General features: G+C 67.2%; 16 protein-coding genes. 9 read left to right on the top strand and 7 right to left on the bottom strand.

Going from position 1 to position 16,008, the window contains the following annotated elements; genetic code table 11:
• Nucleotides 1-38 precede the first annotated feature (38 nt).
• Both A5730_RS16000 and A5730_RS15995 read left to right on the top strand, forming a co-directional pair.
• Nucleotides 39-824, top strand: coding sequence for an SDR family oxidoreductase (locus tag A5730_RS16000; RefSeq protein WP_197506276.1), 786 nt, complete (start codon nucleotides 39-41; stop codon nucleotides 822-824).
• Between the two features lie 14 nt (nucleotides 825-838).
• Nucleotides 839-1,744 carry an SDR family oxidoreductase gene (locus tag A5730_RS15995; protein ID WP_067902231.1) on the top strand — a complete coding sequence of 302 codons (906 nt, stop codon included), beginning with the start codon at nucleotides 839-841 and terminating at the stop codon, nucleotides 1,742-1,744.
• 5 nt (nucleotides 1,745-1,749) lie between these two features.
• On the opposite strand, the gene A5730_RS15990 is transcribed toward A5730_RS15995, so the two are convergent.
• The 5 genes from A5730_RS15990 to A5730_RS15970 form a co-directional block, all read right to left on the bottom strand.
• Nucleotides 1,750-2,313 carry a pyridoxamine 5'-phosphate oxidase family protein gene (locus A5730_RS15990; protein ID WP_082946861.1) on the bottom strand — a complete coding sequence of 188 codons (564 nt, stop codon included), beginning with the start codon at nucleotides 2,311-2,313 and terminating at the stop codon, nucleotides 1,750-1,752.
• On the bottom strand, nucleotides 2,310-3,500 hold the full coding sequence (locus A5730_RS15985; protein ID WP_067902229.1) for a cytochrome P450: 1,191 nt from the start codon (nucleotides 3,498-3,500) through the stop codon (nucleotides 2,310-2,312). Before A5730_RS15985 ends, A5730_RS15990 begins: the two co-directional genes overlap by 4 nt.
• Before the next feature lie 265 nt (nucleotides 3,501-3,765).
• Nucleotides 3,766-4,218, bottom strand: a complete 453-nt coding sequence (locus tag A5730_RS15980) for a nitroreductase family deazaflavin-dependent oxidoreductase (RefSeq protein ID WP_067902414.1) — start codon at nucleotides 4,216-4,218, stop codon at nucleotides 3,766-3,768.
• A 33-nt stretch (nucleotides 4,219-4,251) separates the two neighbouring features.
• A complete protein-coding gene (locus tag A5730_RS15975) occupies nucleotides 4,252-4,644 on the bottom strand; it encodes a hypothetical protein (RefSeq protein ID WP_067902226.1) in 393 nt (130 codons plus the stop codon).
• An 8-nt stretch (nucleotides 4,645-4,652) separates the two neighbouring features.
• On the bottom strand, nucleotides 4,653-5,816 hold the full coding sequence (locus A5730_RS15970) for a steroid 3-ketoacyl-CoA thiolase (RefSeq protein ID WP_067902223.1): 1,164 nt from the start codon (nucleotides 5,814-5,816) through the stop codon (nucleotides 4,653-4,655).
• 122 nt (nucleotides 5,817-5,938) lie between these two features.
• Here A5730_RS15970 and A5730_RS15965 point away from each other — a divergent pair, with 122 nt between their 5' ends.
• The 7 genes from A5730_RS15965 (at nucleotide 5,939) to A5730_RS15935 (ending at nucleotide 12,838) form a co-directional block, all read left to right on the top strand.
• Entirely contained in the window at nucleotides 5,939-7,180 is a 1,242-nt protein-coding gene (locus tag A5730_RS15965) for a cytochrome P450 (RefSeq protein ID WP_067902220.1), read from the top strand.
• Nucleotide 7,181: 1 nt separating this feature from the next.
• Entirely contained in the window at nucleotides 7,182-8,195 is a 1,014-nt protein-coding gene (locus A5730_RS15960) for an acyl-CoA dehydrogenase family protein (RefSeq protein ID WP_067902217.1), read from the top strand.
• On the top strand, nucleotides 8,186-9,349 hold the full coding sequence (gene fadE29, locus A5730_RS15955) for an acyl-CoA dehydrogenase FadE29 (protein WP_067902214.1): 1,164 nt from the start codon (nucleotides 8,186-8,188) through the stop codon (nucleotides 9,347-9,349). Before A5730_RS15960 ends, fadE29 begins: the two co-directional genes overlap by 10 nt.
• Nucleotides 9,346-10,302 carry a bifunctional MaoC family dehydratase N-terminal/OB-fold nucleic acid binding domain-containing protein gene (locus A5730_RS15950; RefSeq protein ID WP_067902211.1) on the top strand — a complete coding sequence of 319 codons (957 nt, stop codon included), beginning with the start codon at nucleotides 9,346-9,348 and terminating at the stop codon, nucleotides 10,300-10,302. The genes fadE29 and A5730_RS15950 overlap by 4 nt, the downstream gene beginning before the upstream one ends.
• Nucleotides 10,299-10,700 carry a MaoC family dehydratase gene (locus tag A5730_RS15945; protein ID WP_067902209.1) on the top strand — a complete coding sequence of 134 codons (402 nt, stop codon included), beginning with the start codon at nucleotides 10,299-10,301 and terminating at the stop codon, nucleotides 10,698-10,700. Before A5730_RS15950 ends, A5730_RS15945 begins: the two co-directional genes overlap by 4 nt.
• Nucleotides 10,700-11,869, top strand: coding sequence for a lipid-transfer protein (locus tag A5730_RS15940; RefSeq protein ID WP_067902207.1), 1,170 nt, complete (start codon nucleotides 10,700-10,702; stop codon nucleotides 11,867-11,869). The genes A5730_RS15945 and A5730_RS15940 overlap by 1 nt, the downstream gene beginning before the upstream one ends.
• 126 nt (nucleotides 11,870-11,995) lie before the next feature.
• Nucleotides 11,996-12,838, top strand: coding sequence for a DUF559 domain-containing protein (locus A5730_RS15935; protein WP_067902205.1), 843 nt, complete (start codon nucleotides 11,996-11,998; stop codon nucleotides 12,836-12,838).
• Nucleotides 12,839-12,949: 111 nt separating this feature from the next.
• Here the strand turns inward: A5730_RS15935 and A5730_RS15930 are convergent, their stop codons facing one another.
• The gene (locus A5730_RS15930; RefSeq protein ID WP_067902202.1) at nucleotides 12,950-13,897 is read right to left on the bottom strand and encodes an adenylate/guanylate cyclase domain-containing protein; all 948 of its coding nucleotides are present in this window, start codon (nucleotides 13,895-13,897) and stop codon (nucleotides 12,950-12,952) included.
• 148 nt (nucleotides 13,898-14,045) lie between these two features.
• A complete protein-coding gene (locus A5730_RS15925; RefSeq protein WP_067902199.1) occupies nucleotides 14,046-15,800 on the bottom strand; it encodes a patatin-like phospholipase family protein in 1,755 nt (584 codons plus the stop codon).
• Nucleotides 15,801-16,008: the final 208 nt, after the last annotated feature.

The raw sequence follows: 16,008 nt of genomic DNA, 5'->3' as shown, positions 1-16,008 counted from the left end.
AACTACCTAAGCAAGCACTTGCTTGGTACGCTAGCACAGTGACTCGCGCCGAAGCACCCGACGCCATCAACTTGGGGCTGGCCGGGCGGGTGGTTCTGGTCACCGGCGGGGTTCGCGGGGTGGGCGCCGGCATCAGCTCGGTTTTCGCCGGGCAGGGCGCCACCGTCATCACCTGCGCGCGGCGGGCCGTCGAGGGCCTGCCCTATGAGTTCCACTCCTGTGACGTCCGCGACGACGACGCCGTCAAGGCGCTGATCGATTCCATCGTCGACACGCATGGCCGGCTCGACGTCGTGGTCAACAATGCGGGCGGTTCGCCGTACGTGCTGACCGCGGAGTCCAGCGCGAAGTTCAACCGTAAGATCATTGAGTTGAACCTGATTGGCGCGCTGTCGGTTTCGCAACATGCCAACGCGCACATGCAAGGCCAGGACCGCGGCGGGTCGATCGTCAACATTTGCAGTTTGTCCGGTCGACGGCCGTCACCGGGCACCGGCGCCTACGGGGCGGCCAAGGCCGGCCTCGAGAGCCTCACGCAGACGCTTGCGGTGGAGTGGGGGCCGAAGGTCCGGGTGAACGCCTGCGTGGTGGGCATGGTGGAAACCGAGCAGTCCGAACTGTTCTACGGCGACGCCGAGTCCATCGCCGCGATCTCCAAGAACGTGCCACTGGGCCGGCTGGCTCAGCCCGAGGACATCGGTTGGGCCGCAGCATTTCTGGCGTCGGACACGGCGTCCTACATCAGCGGCGCCTCGCTGGAGGTGCACGGCGGCGGTGAACCGCCGCACTACCTGGCCACCACGAACGCCAGCGCGATCAAGTAGAGGAGACACGAACAATGGGAGTGGTTGACGGCCGCGTCGTCATCGTCACCGGGGCGGGCGGCGGTATCGGTCGCGCGCATGCGCTGGCCTTCGCGGCCGAGGGCGCGCGCGTGGTGGTCAACGACATCGGCGTGGGACTCGACGGTTCCCCGGCGGGCGGCGGCAGCGCGGCACAGGGCGTGGTCGACGAAATCACCGCGGCCGGTGGGGAAGCCGTCGCCAATGGCTCCAACGTCGCCGACTGGAACGAAGCGGCCGGCCTGATCCAGACCGCCGTCGACACCTTCGGCGGGCTGGACGTCTTGGTGAACAACGCCGGCATCGTCCGCGACAGGATGATGGCCAATACCAGCGAGGAGGAGTTCGACGCCGTCATCGCCGTGCACCTCAAGGGCCACTTCGCCACGATGCGGCACGCCGCGTCGTACTGGCGGGGCCTGTCGAAAGAGGGCAAGGCCGTGGACGCGCGGATCATCAACACCAGCTCGGGCGCCGGGCTGCAGGGCAGCGTCGGGCAGGGCAACTACAGCGCGGCCAAGGCCGGCATCGCGGCCATGACGCTCGTCGGTGCGGCGGAGATGGGCCGCTACGGCGTGACCGTCAACGCCATCGCGCCGTCGGCGCGCACCCGCATGACCGAAACCGTCTTCGCCGAGATGATGTCCACGCAGGACCAGGATTTCGACGCCATGGCGCCGGAGAACGTCTCGCCGCTGGTGGTGTGGCTGGGCAGCGCCGAGTCGCGGGACGTCACCGGCAAGGTGTTCGAGGTCGAGGGCGGCAAGATCCGCATCGCCGAGGGCTGGGCCCATGGGCCGCAGATCGACAAGGGTGCGCGGTGGGATCCCGCGGAATTGGGGCCCGTCGTCGCGGACCTGCTCGCCAAGGCCCGGCCGCCGGTTCCCGTATACGGGGCCTGATTTCCCTATCGCGCAACGGGATCCGGGGCGTCCCACGGGAGCGACGATGATCCCCAGTGCGTCAGCTCGGACGCTTCCTCGTTCGCATGTAGATGACGCGGCGGCGTGGCGAACGTCGCGTAGGGACGGCAGCGGATCACCAGTCTGTCTTCGCGCTCGGCCATTTCCCTGACGACGGGCCGCGCCTCCGCGCCCGCCTGCTGCCCGGACATCCGCCAGCCGACGGCCATCATGACGTCGACGACGAGGTCGGGGTCTCGATCGATGACGGCGTCGGCATACACCTGCAAGAACGAGAACGGCCAGCGCTCGTCTAGCACGCAAATGCTCACTTTCGGGTCCCGCGCCACGGCGTTCGCCTTCGCGCGGCCGGCCATGGTGGACACCAGCAGCTCGTCGTCATCGGTCGGGACGTAATACACGATCGACATGGCCGGGCCGTCATGGCGGCGGCGGTACCCGAAGACACACGTCCGGTGCGTGCGGACGAATTCGCGGCGCTCCGACGGGAGCATGTCGCGGGCGGTCGGCGGGGTGAATGGCTCGGCGGCCAAGGGTAAGAGTCTCATGCGGCAACCAGCTTGAGCGGCAGCGCTTCATGACGGCGGATGATGTTGTTAATAGCCCATTTTGGTGCGCCGGTGACCTCGATGCGGTCGACGCGTTCAAGCAGCGCGCGCAGCATGGCCGCCGTTTCCAACCGCGCCAGGCCCTGGCCGGCACAGGCATGCGCACCCTGCCCGAATCCGATTTGACGGCTGGCGTCGCGGCGGATGTCGAAGAGGTCGGGTTCCTCCCACTCGCGTTCGTCGCGGTTGGCCGAGGCGTATATCACGAGGACTCGAGCACCGGATGGTATTGGGGTGCCCTCTATTTCGGTTTGCCTTGGCACCCAGCGTGCGAATGCACGCAGCGGGGGCTCATACCGGACCACTTCGTTGACGGCGTTGGTCATCAGGGCCGGGTCCTCTTTCAGGAGCCGCCATTGCTCGGGGTGGCCGGCGAACAAATGCAACGCGTTGGAGATGGCGCTCATCGTGGTGTCGATCGACGGCGCGAGGTAGTCGACCATCAGCGGCGAACACTCGCGGTGCGGCAGCTTGCCTTCGTCGGCGGCCATCAGGAGCTCGTGTGCCATGCTGCCCTCGAGAACGGCCCGCTGGCGCACCACGCGGCGCGCGAACCGCAGCATTTGCAACGCGCGAGGCGTCGATTTGATCGCCTGCCAATTCAGCGGACCGAGGACATCGAAAGTGGCGCCGCCCCAGTCGATGAGGTGATCACGCTGATCGCGCGGCCAACCGATGAGGTCAGGCACCACGGCCAGCGGCAGGGCGGCCGCCAGGTCGTTTACGCCGTCGACGGCGCCCTGGGTGAGCGCGGCATCGACCACCGCCGCGGCGGTGGCGTCCACGCTGTCGCTGATCGCACGCAGCACGCGCGGCAACAGCCGGTGCGCCACCAGCTTTCGGCGTTGGTCGTGCTCGTCGCCGTCGCTGTTCAGCGTGGTGCCTCGCGACAAGCGGTTGGTGATCGGGTTCAGGGAGACGCCCCTGCCCGAGAGGAACGTCTTGTCGTCACGCAAGACGGCCTTGCACTCGGCGTAGCGGGGGAGCGCATACGCCTTCTGCTTGGCCAACCAGACCACCTGGCCGAGGTCGCGCAGGCGCCGGTAATGCGGGTAGGGATTGACGATGGCCTCGGTGGAATAGAGGTCTGGCTCGTATACCGGGACACCGGCCGGTGTGCGACGCATCGTTCTCCTAACAGCGCGCTGCCCGGCAATGGCGCGCTTTCTGACGAAATCGTCACACACGGCGATATGCTCAGTCAAGCGCTGACGGCGGGGCCGTCAGAATTGAGGGTCATTTCCGAACGGGGCCGGCGGGCCTGGCGCGGCTCGCGCACCACGAGCGGAATCACTCGGTCGGTGGCGTCGCGGTACTTGCGGTGAGGGCGCGCCTCAGCGGCGGCCATAGCGTTCCCGCTCAGCGGCTGTGGCCGTCGCGGGGAAGGAAACGTCAGGGATCGCAGATGACGATGGGGATGACCCTGTCGGTCCACGACCGGTAGTCGCCGAACGACGGGTACATGGCATCCAGCTTGGGCCAGTACTGCGCACGCTCGGCCTCGGTGGCATCGCGGGCCTGTAGCTGCAGCACCTCGTCCTTGATCTGCACGGAGACTTTCGGATTGGCCTTGAGGTTGAGGTACCACAGCGGGTTCTTGTCGCTGCCGCCCTTCGATGCGACCAGCACCACCCGGTTCCCTTCGCGCAGGTACAGCAGCGGGCTGACCCGCGGTTCACCGCTCTTGCGGCCCGTCGTGGTGAGCAGCGCGACGGGAGCGTTGCCGAAGGTGCCACCCAGTTTTCCGTTGCTGCGTCGATAGATCCACGTGTTGCCCTTGGCCATCCATTTGATGATGAAGCCGACCCAGGGCGCGTTCAGTGACTTTGGCTTGGGTTTGGGCATCATGCTCCTCTGTGTCTGGCCGGCGCCGCGGCGTTACCGCCGCCGCTGGATGAACGGTTGGAAGCGAACCTTGATGTGGTGGATTTCGGCTCGTCCGCTTGAGGTTTCGGCGGGTATCACGAACGTCTCGTCCACCCGTGCGCCCAGCCGCCGACCGCCGAACGCCGCCTTGGTGAGCACGTCGTATGACGCGTGCACCCGATCGCCGTCGATCCGGTAGGCCGGCGGCGTCGTGTCCGCGAGCAACCGGTACTGGGCTCCGCGATTCAGGCTGCGGCGCAGGTGGTTTCCGGAGAAGCCGTTCTTGATCCCTTGCTCGATGCGGGTGCACCCGGCGGCGAACGGAACGGAGTCGCCGTCATGGCTGACGAGCGCATCGATGTAGGACTGCGCCGCGGCGATGCGGCTCTCCTCGGAGACGGTCAAGTGCCGGGCTAGATGCGCTCGATGATGGTGCCCGTCGACAGGGCGCCGCCCGCGCACATGGTGATCAGCGCGGTGCTCTGGTCGGTGCGCTCCAGCTCGTGCAGGGCGGTGGTGATCAGCCGGCTACCGGTGCTGCCCACCGGGTGGCCCAGCGCGATGGCCCCGCCGTTGACGTTGACCTTGGCCATGTCGGGGTCGTGCACCCGCGCCCAGGACAGCACGACGGAAGCGAAGGCCTCGTTGATCTCGGTGATGTCGATGTCGCCCATCTTCATCCCGGCCTTTTCGAGCACCTTGGCCGTCGACTGCACGGGGCCGTCCAGGTGGTAGTAGGGCTCGGCGCCGACCAGCGCCTGGCTGACGATGCGGGCCCGCGGCCGCAACCCGAGGGCCTTGGCCTTGTCTTCATCCATCCACAGCACGGCCGCGGCCCCATCGGAAATCTGCGACGACGTCCCGGCGGTGTGGATCCCACCCTCGATGACCGGCTTCAGCGCGGACAGGCCCGACAGCGTGGTGTCGCGCAGGCCCTGGTCGCGCGAGATGGTGACCCGCTCCGACGTCGGTTGCTTGTTCTCGTCCAGCGCGGGGGCGTCGATCGGGGAGATCTCGCGGTCGAAGCGGCCCTCCTCCCACGCCTGCTTGGCCTTGGCCTGCGATCCGAAGCCGAACTCGTCGATGTCCTCGCGGGTGATGCCGCGCCGCTTGGCGATGCGCTCGGCCGCGGTGAACTGGTCGGGCAGGTCGATGTCCCACGACGCCGGCCGCAGGATGCTGCGGTCGGGGCCGGCGTTGGCGCCGAGTCCGACGCGGCTCATGGCCTCGATTCCGCACGCGATGCCGATGTCGATGGCGCCCGCCGCGATCAGGCCGGCGATCAGACCGTTGGCCTGCTGGCCGCTGCCGCACTGGCAGTCCACGGTCATGGCGCCGACGTGCTCCGGCAGCCCGGCGACCAGCCAGCTAACCCGGGTGATGTTGTTGGACTGCTCGCCGAACTGCGTCACGCAGCCGCCGATGACCTGTTCGACGTCGCCGGCGTCGATGCCGGCCTTCTCCACGACTGCCTTCTGCACCGCACCGAGCAGCTCGGTGGCGTGCAATCCTGAGAGCCATCCGTTGCGCTTGCCGATCGGGCTGCGGGTGGCTTCGACGATTACCGGGTTACCCATTCCGTCAGGCTAGAACACGTTTCATTAGTCTGACAAGCGAGGATGATGACCTGCCTTTTATCTGCGCAGGAGCCGTGTTTTACTGGCACTAGAACACGTTGCAATTGAGGAGCGCACACATCATGGCACCCCCCAACATTCCCGCTGACTTCGACTTCCTTGACCCTGACGTCAACCTCGCCGGGCTGCCCGTCGAGGAACTCGCCCTGCTGCGCAAGGCGGAGCCGATCCACTGGGTCGACATTCCGGGCGGCGCGGGCGGCTTCGAGGACCACGGATATTGGCTCGTCACCAAGCACGCCGACGTCAAGGAGGTGTCCAAGCGCAGCGACATCTTCTCGAGCTGGATGAACGGCGCCATCCCGACGTGGCCGCCGGAGATGAAGCGCGAGCAGGTCGAACTGCAGCGCAGCGTCATGCTCAACATGGACGCGCCCCACCACACTCGGCTGCGCAAGATCATCTCCCGCGGGTTCACGCCCCGGGCCATCGGACGGCTGGAGGCCGAACTGGCCCAGCGCGCCCAGAACATCGCCAAGACCGCGGCGACCGAGGGCCACGGCGACTTCGTCGAGCAGGTCTCGTGCGAGCTGCCGCTGCAGGCCATCGCGGGCTTGCTCGGCGTACCGCAGGAGGACCGCGACAAGCTGTTCCGCTGGTCCAACGAGATGACCGGTGGCACCGACCCCGAGTACGCCCACGTCGACCCCGCGCAGTCGTCGATGGAGCTGATCACCTACGCGATGGCGATGGCCGAGGAGCGGGGCAAGAACCCCACCGACGACATCGTCACCACGCTCATCCAGGCCGACATCGACGGCGAGAAGCTCTCCGACGACGAGTTCGGGTTCTTCGTGGTCATGCTCGCGGTGGCGGGCAACGAGACCACCCGCAACTCGATCACCCACGGCATGATCGCCATGGCGAACAACCCCGACCAGTGGGAGCTGTTCAAGAAGGAGCGCCCGTCGACCACCGCCGACGAGATCATCCGGTGGGCCACCCCGGTGTCGGCCTTCCAGCGCACCGCCAGCGAGGACACCGAGTTGTCCGGCGTGCAGATCAAGAAGGGGCAGCGGGTGGTGATGTCCTACCGGTCGGCCAACTTCGACGAAGAGGTCTTCGACGACCCGCACTCCTTCAACATCCTGCGCGACCCGAACCCGCACGTCGGCTTCGGCGGCACCGGCGCCCACTACTGCATCGGCGCTAACTTGGCCCGTATGACCATCAACCTGATCTTCAATGCGGTGGCCGACCACATGCCGGACCTCAAGCCCATCGGCGAGCCCGAGCGGCTGCGGTCGGGCTGGCTCAACGGGATCAAGCACTGGCAGGTCGACTACAGCGGCAAATCCAACTGACATGGACTTCGATCTCACCGCGACGCAACAGGCCGTCGCCGACGTCGTCACGTCGGTGCTCGACCGCGAATTGAGCTGGGAGGCTTTGGTCGGCGGGGGCGTGACGGCGCTCCCGGTGCCCGAGCGTCTCGGCGGTGACGGCGTGGGGCTGCCCGAGGTGGCCACCGTCCTCACCGAGGTGGGTCGCCACGGCGCCATCACGCCGGCGCTGGCCACGCTGGGCTTCGGCGTGCTGCCGCTGCTTGACCTGGCGACCGACGAACAGCAGGACCGGTTCCTTGCCGGTGTCGCGAAGGGCGGCGTGCTGACGGCCGCGCTCAACGAGCCCGGCACCGCGTTGCCCGACCGGCCGTCGACCACCTTCGCCAACGGCCGGTTGTCGGGCACGAAAGTGGCTGTGCCGTATGCCGAATCCGCCGACTGGATGGTCGTGACCGCCGACAACGCGGTGGTCGTGGTGTCGCCGAAGGCCGATGGCGTGCAGGTGATTCAAACCCCGACATCCAACGGCTCCGACGAGTACACGGTCACCTTCGCCGACGTTGCGGTCGAAGACGCCGCCGTTTTGTCGGGTGCCGGGGCGCCGCGGGTCAACCAGCTGGCGCTGGCGGCCATCGGCGCCTACACCGACGGCCTGGTGGCGGGCGCGCTGCGGCTCACCGCGGACTACGTGGCCAACCGCAAACAATTCGGCAGGCCGCTGTCGACGTTCCAGACCGTGGCCGCGCAGCTCGCCGAGGTCTACATCGCTTCGCGCACCATCGATTTGGCGGCGAAGTCGGTCGTGTGGCGGCTGTCCGAAGGGCGGGACGCCGACGACGATCTCGACGTGCTCGGCTACTGGATCACGTCGCAGGCGCCGCCGGTGATGCAGCTCTGCCACCACCTGCACGGCGGCATGGGCATGGACATCACCTATCCGATGCACCGGTACTACTCCACGATCAAGGACCTGACCCGGCTGCTGGGCGGGCCTTCTCATCGTCTCGATCTGGTGGGAGCGCAATGTTCATAGACCTGACTCCGGAGCAGCGTCAGCTGCAAGCGGAACTGCGGGAATACTTTTCGAACCTGATCTCGTCCGACGAGATGAAGGCGATGGAGGAGGACCGTCACAACGAGGCCTATCGCGCGGTGATCCGGCGGATGGGCCGGGACGGCAAGCTCGGCGTCGGTTGGCCAAAGGAGTTCGGCGGCTTGGGCTTCGGCCCAATCGAGCAGTCGATCTTCGTCAACGAGGCGCATCGTGCCGACGTTCCGCTGCCCGCGGTCACGCTGCAGACCGTCGGTCCGACGCTGCAGCAGTTCGGCAGCGAGGCACAGAAGAAGAAGTTCCTGCCGGCGATATTGGCGGGCGAGGTGCACTTCGCGATCGGTTACAGCGAACCCGAGGCGGGCACCGATCTGGCGTCCCTGCGGACGACCGCCGTCCGCCAGGGTGACGAGTACATCGTCAACGGCCAGAAGATGTGGACCACCGGCGGGCACGACGCCGACTACATCTGGCTGGCCTGCCGCACCGACCCGGATGCCGTGAAGCACAAGGGCATTTCGATCCTGATCGTGGACACGAAGGATCCCGGGTTCTCCTGGACGCCGATCATCCTGTCCGATGGTGCCCACCACACCAACGCCACCTACTACAACGACGTGCGGGTGCCCGCCGACATGCTGGTCGGCGAGGAGAACGGCGGATGGCGGCTGATCACGACCCAGCTCAACAACGAGCGCGTCATGCTGGGCCCGGCGGGCCGCACCGCGGGCATCTACGACCGGGTCCACGCGTGGGCGTCCAAGCCGGGCGCCGACGGCGTCACGCCGATCGACCACGCCGACGTCAAACGGGCGCTCGGTGAGATCCACGCGATGTGGCGGATCAACGAGCTGCTGAACTGGCAGGTGGCCGCCGCCGGCGAGGACATCAACGTCGCCGACGCCGCCTCGACCAAAGTGTTTGGCACGGAGCGCATTCAGTACATCGGCCGGCTGGCCGAGGAAATCGTCGGCAAGTACGGCAACCCGGCGGAACCGGAGACCGCCGAGCTGCTGCGTTGGCTGGATTCGCAAACCAAGCGCAACCTGGTGATCACCTTCGGTGGCGGCGTCAATGAAGTGATGCGAGAGATGATCGCGGCGGCCGGCCTCAAGGTGCCGAGGGTGCCTCGATGACGGATATCGCCCAAGCGGTCGCGGAGATCACCGCCACCGTCGTGGCAGCGCCGCGCGCGGGCCGGGATCCGGTGAACCAGCCGATCATCAACAACTGGGTGGAGGCCCTCGGCGACCGCAACCCGATCTACGTGGACGAGGATGCCGCCAAGGCCGCGGGTCACCCCGGGATCGTCGCGCCGCCGGCCATGATTCAGGTGTGGACGATGTTCGGGCAGGGCGGTGAACGCCCCACCGACGATCCAATGGGCCCGATCATGAAGCTGTTCGACGATGCCGGCTACATCGGGGTGGTCGCCACCAACTGTGAGCAGACCTATCACCGCTATCTGCGTCCCGGCGAGCAGGTCACCATCCATTCCGAGATGCGCGACGTGGTCGGCCCCAAGCAGACCGGCCTAGGTGAGGGTTACTTCATCAACCAGCACATCACCTGGCGGGTCGGGGAGGAAGCCGTCGCCGAGATGGCTTGGCGGATCCTGAAGTTCAAGCCCCGCGAAGCCGCGCCGTCCTCGGTGCCCGAGGACCTGGATCCCGACACCATGATGCGCCCGGCGTCGTCGCGGGACACCGCCTTCTTCTGGGAGGGCGTCAAGGCACACGAGTTGCGGATTCAGCGCCGGCCCGACGGCAGCCTGCAGCATCCGCCGGTGCCGGCGGTGTGGCAGGACAAGGTCCAACCCATCGACTACGTCTTGGCCGGCGGCCGCGGCACGCTGTACAGCTACGTCGTGCACCACGCGCCGAAGGTGCCCGGACGCACGCTGCCGTTCGTGATCGCGCTCGTCGAGCTGGAAGAGGGTGTTCGTATGCTCGGCGAGCTGCGCGGCGTCGACCACGCCGAGATCAAGATCGGAATGCCGGTTCGCGCAACCTATATCGACTTCCCGGCCGGTGACTCCGGCCCGGAGTGGAGCCTCTACGCGTGGGAGCACTTGGGAGATCAAGCATGAGCGCGCCTGCTGTTGAGGTGGGTACCACCCTGCCCGAACTGAAGATTTACGGCGACCCGACGTTCATCATCTCGACTGCGCTGGCTACCAGGGACTTTCAGGACGTGCACCATGACCGGGACCTGGCGCAGGCCAAGGGTTCCAAGGACATCTTCGTCAACATCCTGACCGACACCGGGTTGGTGCAGCGTTACGTCACCGACTGGGCGGGCCCGGCCGCACGGATCAAATCGATCGGGCTGCGGCTCGGCGTGCCGTGGTACGCCTACGACACCGTCACCTTCTCCGGCGAGGTGACCGGTATCGACGACGGCGTGATCGCGTTGAAGGTGTTCGGCCGCAACAGCCTTGGCGATCATGTGATCGCGACGGTGACGCTGACGATGGGGGACGCTTGATGCTCTCGGGTAAGGCCGCCATCGCCGGGATCGGCGCCACCGACTTCTCCAAGGACTCCGGCCGCAGCGAGCTGCGGCTGGCCGCCGAGGCGGTCCTGGACGCGCTGGACGACGCCGGCCTTTCGCCGTCGGACGTCGACGGGCTGACCACCTTCACGATGGACACCAACAACGAGACCGCGGTGGCGCGCGCGGTCGGCATCGGTGACCTGAAGTTCTTCTCGCAGATCGGCTACGGCGGCGGCGCCGCGTGCGCGACCGTGCAGCAGGCGGCGATGGCCGTCGCCACCGGGGTGGCCGACGTCGTCGTCGCGTACCGGGCGTTCAACGAGCGGTCGGGCATGCGGTTCGGTCAGGTCCAGACCCGGCTGGTGGGAAGCGCCGGCGTGCAGGCCGATTCGACGGCGGCCGACAACTCCTTCTCGTATCCGCACGGGCTGTCGACGCCCGCCGCGCAGGTCGCGATGATCGCGCAGCGGTACATGCACTGGTCCGGCGCGACCAGCCGGGACTTCGGCGCCATCTCGGTGGCCGACCGCAAGCACGCGGCCAAGAACCCGAAGGCGTACTTCTACGAGAAGCCGATAACCATTGAGGATCACCAGAATTCGCGGTGGATCGCCGAGCCGCTGCGGCTGCTGGACTGCTGCCAGGAGACGGACGGCGCGGTCGCGATCGTGGTGACCTCCCCGGAGCGGGCGAAGGATCTCAAGCAGCGGCCGGCGATCATCGAGGCCGCGGCGCAGGGCTCCAGCCCCGACCAGTACACGATGGTCAGCTACTACCGCGACGAGCTCGGCCTGCCCGAGATGGGGCTGGTCGGTCAGCAGATGTGGCAGCAGTCCGGTCTGCAGCCGTCCGACATCCAGACCGCCGTGTTGTACGACCACTTCACGCCCTTCACGCTGATTCAGTTGGAGGAGTTGGGATTCTGCGGTCGGGGCGAGGCCAAGGACTTCATCGCCGACGGTGCGATCGAGGTCGGTGGCCGGCTTCCGATCAACACGCATGGCGGTCAACTCGGTGAGGCCTACATCCACGGCATGAACGGCATCGCCGAGGGTGTGCGGCAGCTGCGGGGAACGTCGGTGAATCCGGTCCCCGACGTCGAGCACGTGCTCGTCACCGCGGGAACCGGCGTGCCCACGTCGGGCCTAATCCTCGGCTAGCTCTTCTCTTCGTGCCGAACGTGCGGCCAGCCGCACGTTCGCGTTCGAGTGTGCGGCCAGCCGCACGTTCGGCGGAGTGTTGATAGTTGAAGTGACGATGATGGCGTTGCCTGCGAGGCTGCCACGGTGCGAGAGCCGATGATTGGCAGCGAGGCCATCTCTGCAGGGGTGATGTCTAAGTCGCAGCTGGCTCGCTTTCGCCCGTTGTTCCCAGACGTCTACGTGGAGCGTGATGTCGGCATCACTGCCGAACTACGCGCCAAAGCCGGCTGGCTGTGGAGCGGCCGCCGAGGTGTTGTCGCAGGGTTCGCTGCATCCGCGCTGCACGGCAGCAAGTGGGTCGATGATGCGCGCGTCGTGGAGTTGATTCACGACAATCGGCGCAGTCCACCTGGTATCCAGGCACACGGGGACCGCATCGAGGAGGACGAGATCGAGCTGGTGGCCGGCATGCGGGTCACCTCGCCGGCCCGGACGGCACTGGACCTCGGCTGCTGGTACCCGACGATGACCGCTGTGGCGGGGATCGACGCGCTCGCCAGAGTCATCGAAATCAAGGCCGTCGATATTGAGCTGTTGGCTCGTCGATACGTCGGACGCAGAGGCATCGCGCGAGCACGCCAAGCGATAGACCTGTTCGACCCGGGCGCCCAGTCGCCGAAAGAATCGTGGCTCCGCGTCGTCTTGATCGAGGCCGGCCTGCCGCGGCCGCAAACACAAATCCCGGTGCTCAACGAGTTCGGCAGCGTGTTCGCGTATCTGGATATGGGTTGGGAAGAGGTCAAAGTCGCCGTCGAGTACGACGGCGAACAGCACCGCAGCGACCGCCGGCAATACACCTGGGACGTAAGGCGACTGGAAATGCTGGAGCGTCTCGGGTGGATTGTCGTGAGAGTGCTGGCAGGTGACCGGCCCGCCGAGGTCGTTGGCCGCGTTCGGGCCGCATTGGCCCGGCGAGCGTGCGGCTAGCCGCACGCTCGGTCTCGACTGTGCGGCCAGCCGCACGCTCGGTCTCGACTGTGCGGCTAGCCGCACGCTCGGTCTCGACTGTGCGGCTAGCCGCACGCTCGGCGCAAAGGGCTACGCGCGTGCGACAACACCGAAGACGGTCTCCATTCCGCGCCGGCCCTTGATCTCCACCTGCTCGGAGTGGCCCCAAATGTATTGCGCCTCGACGGCTGCGTGAACGCCGGTGCTGACCATTACGACCGGGCGCCCGCCCCGTCCGGCAATGCCGGCCAACCGGAACGCCACGTTGGTCGCGTCGCCGATCACGGCCGTGACCGTTCGTGTCATGGCGGCGATCGCGGCCCGGCCCTGCACCACCCCCCAACCCATGCGGATCGGCGACCCGTCCGGGCTACGCAGCGGGAGCGTGGGCCCGAGCTCCTCGACCCTCCGGTTCGCGGCGAGCGCGAAGTCGATCGCGAGCTCGTTGGCGTTCGGAATGGTCCGCGGTTCCCAGACCGCATACAGCGCATCGCCGGCGTAATGGTTGAGCGTGCCGCGATGGGCGCGCAGCACGAGGTTGAGCTCGTGCCAGAGATAGTTCAGGCTCTGGGCGATCACCCGGTTGTCGGTCACTTCGGAGATCGTCGAGTAGTTGGTGATGTCCCCGACCACCATGACCATGGTCTCCTCGACGATGCGGGTCAGGGTCGGGCTCGTGTTGGTTACCCCGGCGGCAGTGAACCGGTCCGATCGGAAGATGAGCACGACGTCGCCTATCGAGATCCGGTCCTCGGGCTTGATGGGGACCTGGACGGCGCGCTCAAGCGGCATGCCATTGAGCAACGTCCCGTTGGTGCTGGTGTCGATGAGGTAAGCCCGGTCGGTGCTGACGTCCAAGCGAATCTCGAGGTGGTTGCGGGAGATGTTCGGATCGGCAATGACCAGTCGGCGCTGTTCGTCGATGCCCGCGCACTGACGGCCGACGAATAATTGATCGAAGATGGGCACGATCTTCTCGCCGCCATTGGAGTGCATGACCAGATTGGCCAGCGGCTTGTCCCACCAATCGGAGCCCATGGATTAACGGCCTCGCCGCACTCGAACGGCCGCGTGCGCGAGCGAGACTCGTCGTTGTCTGCCCCGCTCGCCCTGACCACCCTGTGCACACACTAAGCGTCTGCCACCTGAAGATGCTGAGCCGTTGCTGCAGCGTAATCGTACAGGCTCAGCGAACGAGCGACGGCTGCGCTTCGAGGGTTCTGCGGGCTGCGACCCGCCCGGCCTTCAGGGCCGCATCGATGTTTTTGAAGTCCAACGGGCCGATCGCCGAGACGTCCGGCTCGATGATCGCCGCGACTCGGGGGAGCTCGCGCAGGTTCCACTTGGGGGCCGCGAGTTCGACGCTGCGAAGCAACGTGTCTTGCAGCGGCGGCAGGGCTACATCCGTGCCGGTCACGAGCCGACGCACGAACGCGGGGGGTTGAAGCTTCGCCGGCAGCGGGCCAAATCCCTTCGATGGCACCCACGTCGTGCGCAGATCGACGCAGATCACCTCGCCGTCCGGGTCGGCGCACATCACGTCGGCCGGGAGGATGTTCATCAGTCCGCCGTCGACGAGCAGCCGTTCCCCATGCTGCACCGGCGGCAGGAGCCCGGGTATCGAGATCGATGCGCGCACCGCGACCCACAGCAATCCACGGCGATGGATGATCTGATCGCCCGTGATGATATCGGTGGAGACGGAGAAGAACTCCCTCGGCAGGCGCTCGATCAGGGTGGTGCCGCCGAAGAATCCCTCGATCAGACGGTCGACGCGGCGGCCTCGCGTGAGGGCTATCGCAGGGATCGTGTAGTCGCTGACCGGCCTGGTCTCCGCGACGTACTTCCGTGCCGCCGCGGTGCAATCTCGCGCGTCGAGCCCCAGCGCGAAGGTGGCGGCAGCGAGGGCGCCGGAACTGGTTCCGCCGAACCGGTCGATGACGACGCCTGCCCGCGTGAGCTCTTCGTAGACGCCGTAATGCGCCAGGCCCCGAGCGCCCCCACCCCCCAGCACGAGACCGAGAGATCGGCCGGCGATTCTGCGGGCCAGCGCGCCGATGCCATCGTCGTCGGCGGGGTGATGCGAGACCGGCTGCAGCAGATCCCACCAGCTCGGGTCCGGCACGACACCGCAAGTGACGAGGTGGACCGGCCCTTGCGTCACGGGTGGTTCGAGCGCCTCCGGCGGATGGGTTTGGTCGGCGACGACCACGACTCGGTCGCTTTGCGCGGTGACGTAGCGTCGCCAGCTGTCGCCCGAGCCCCGATCGGCCACCAGCAAGACCCAATCGTTGCTTCGCTCGGCGCGGTCGAGGGTTTCGCTGAACGCTTCGACGAGCTCGCCGTAATGATTGGCCGCAGCCGTGGTTTCGACGGGCGGCGCGACGACGGCGGCCCGACCGTGCGATCGCAGCCGAGTCATGATCGCGTCGACGATCGGCATCGCGACCGCATCCCCGCTCGACACCACGCCGACGACCCGGCGACCGCGAGAGACGGTGGCGGCTCGTGACTCGCGAAGCATTACCGCCATCGCCCGGAACATCGCCGATTGCAATTGCGGGGCCTTGGCGAGCACCTCGCTGAACGTGTCGGCGGCGATCCTCCAGACGACGCCGTCCCGAAGGGCTCGTACCCCCGCCGAGCGAGGGGCGCCGGTGATGACGCCCAGGTCTCCGATCGAGTCACCTGACGCCATCTCACGAAGCACCTGTCCGTCGAGGCCGATGGCCGCGAATCGTCCCGAGGCGATTACATAGATGGCGTCCGACGGGTCGCCCAGGTGAAAGAGCCATTCGTTGGCGGGTACGTGCTGGCGACCTACGGTCTTCGTTAGCAGGTGGAGTTGTTCGTCGTCGATCTCGGCGAATATCGGAATGCTCCGCAGTGCGGCTCGCTCGTCGGCCGCACGTGGTTCGGGCGACTGCCCTTCAGCGACCATTAAAGGACGAAAGCATATTGTGCCGTTCAGCGGTAGTCCGCGCGGCGCAAAGGCGCTACGCCGGGAGGTTGGTTCGCCGACCGTGGGGGGGGCCCCCCCCCCCCGGCCCCCCCCACGGGGGGGCGGGCCCGCCGGGCCCCGCCCCCCCGGGGGCGGGGGGGCCGGCCCCCCGGGCGCGCCCCCCCCGGGGGGGGGGGGCGGGCGGCCC

The sequence above is a fragment of the Mycobacterium sp. ACS4054 genome, assembly GCF_001667275.1.
Classification (GTDB): Bacteria; Actinomycetota; Actinomycetes; order Mycobacteriales; family Mycobacteriaceae; genus Mycobacterium.
The sequence above is the reverse complement of the archived record's forward strand: the minus strand, read 5'-3'. Positions and strand labels throughout refer to the sequence as shown.

Bases quoted from the DNA above. Each gene is read 5' to 3' on its own strand.
- A5730_RS15940 (WP_067902207.1), top strand. From the start codon at position 10,700: ATGCTCTCGGGTAAGGCCGCCATCGCCGGGATCGGCGCCACCGACTTC.
- A5730_RS15990 (WP_082946861.1), bottom strand. From the start codon at position 2,313: ATGAGACTCTTACCCTTGGCCGCCGAGCCATTCACCCCGCCGACCGCC.
- A5730_RS15970 (WP_067902223.1), bottom strand. From the start codon at position 5,816: ATGGGTAACCCGGTAATCGTCGAAGCCACCCGCAGCCCGATCGGCAAG.
- fadE29 (WP_067902214.1), top strand. From the start codon at position 8,186: ATGTTCATAGACCTGACTCCGGAGCAGCGTCAGCTGCAAGCGGAACTG.
- A5730_RS15985 (WP_067902229.1), bottom strand. From the start codon at position 3,500: ATGCGTCGCACACCGGCCGGTGTCCCGGTATACGAGCCAGACCTCTAT.
- A5730_RS15950 (WP_067902211.1), top strand. From the start codon at position 9,346: ATGACGGATATCGCCCAAGCGGTCGCGGAGATCACCGCCACCGTCGTG.
- A5730_RS15965 (WP_067902220.1), top strand. From the start codon at position 5,939: ATGGCACCCCCCAACATTCCCGCTGACTTCGACTTCCTTGACCCTGAC.
- A5730_RS15995 (WP_067902231.1), top strand. From the start codon at position 839: ATGGGAGTGGTTGACGGCCGCGTCGTCATCGTCACCGGGGCGGGCGGC.
- A5730_RS15980 (WP_067902414.1), bottom strand. From the start codon at position 4,218: ATGCCCAAACCCAAGCCAAAGTCACTGAACGCGCCCTGGGTCGGCTTC.
- A5730_RS15925 (WP_067902199.1), bottom strand. From the start codon at position 15,800: ATGGTCGCTGAAGGGCAGTCGCCCGAACCACGTGCGGCCGACGAGCGA.
- A5730_RS15930 (WP_067902202.1), bottom strand. From the start codon at position 13,897: ATGGGCTCCGATTGGTGGGACAAGCCGCTGGCCAATCTGGTCATGCAC.
- A5730_RS15945 (WP_067902209.1), top strand. From the start codon at position 10,299: ATGAGCGCGCCTGCTGTTGAGGTGGGTACCACCCTGCCCGAACTGAAG.
- A5730_RS15960 (WP_067902217.1), top strand. From the start codon at position 7,182: ATGGACTTCGATCTCACCGCGACGCAACAGGCCGTCGCCGACGTCGTC.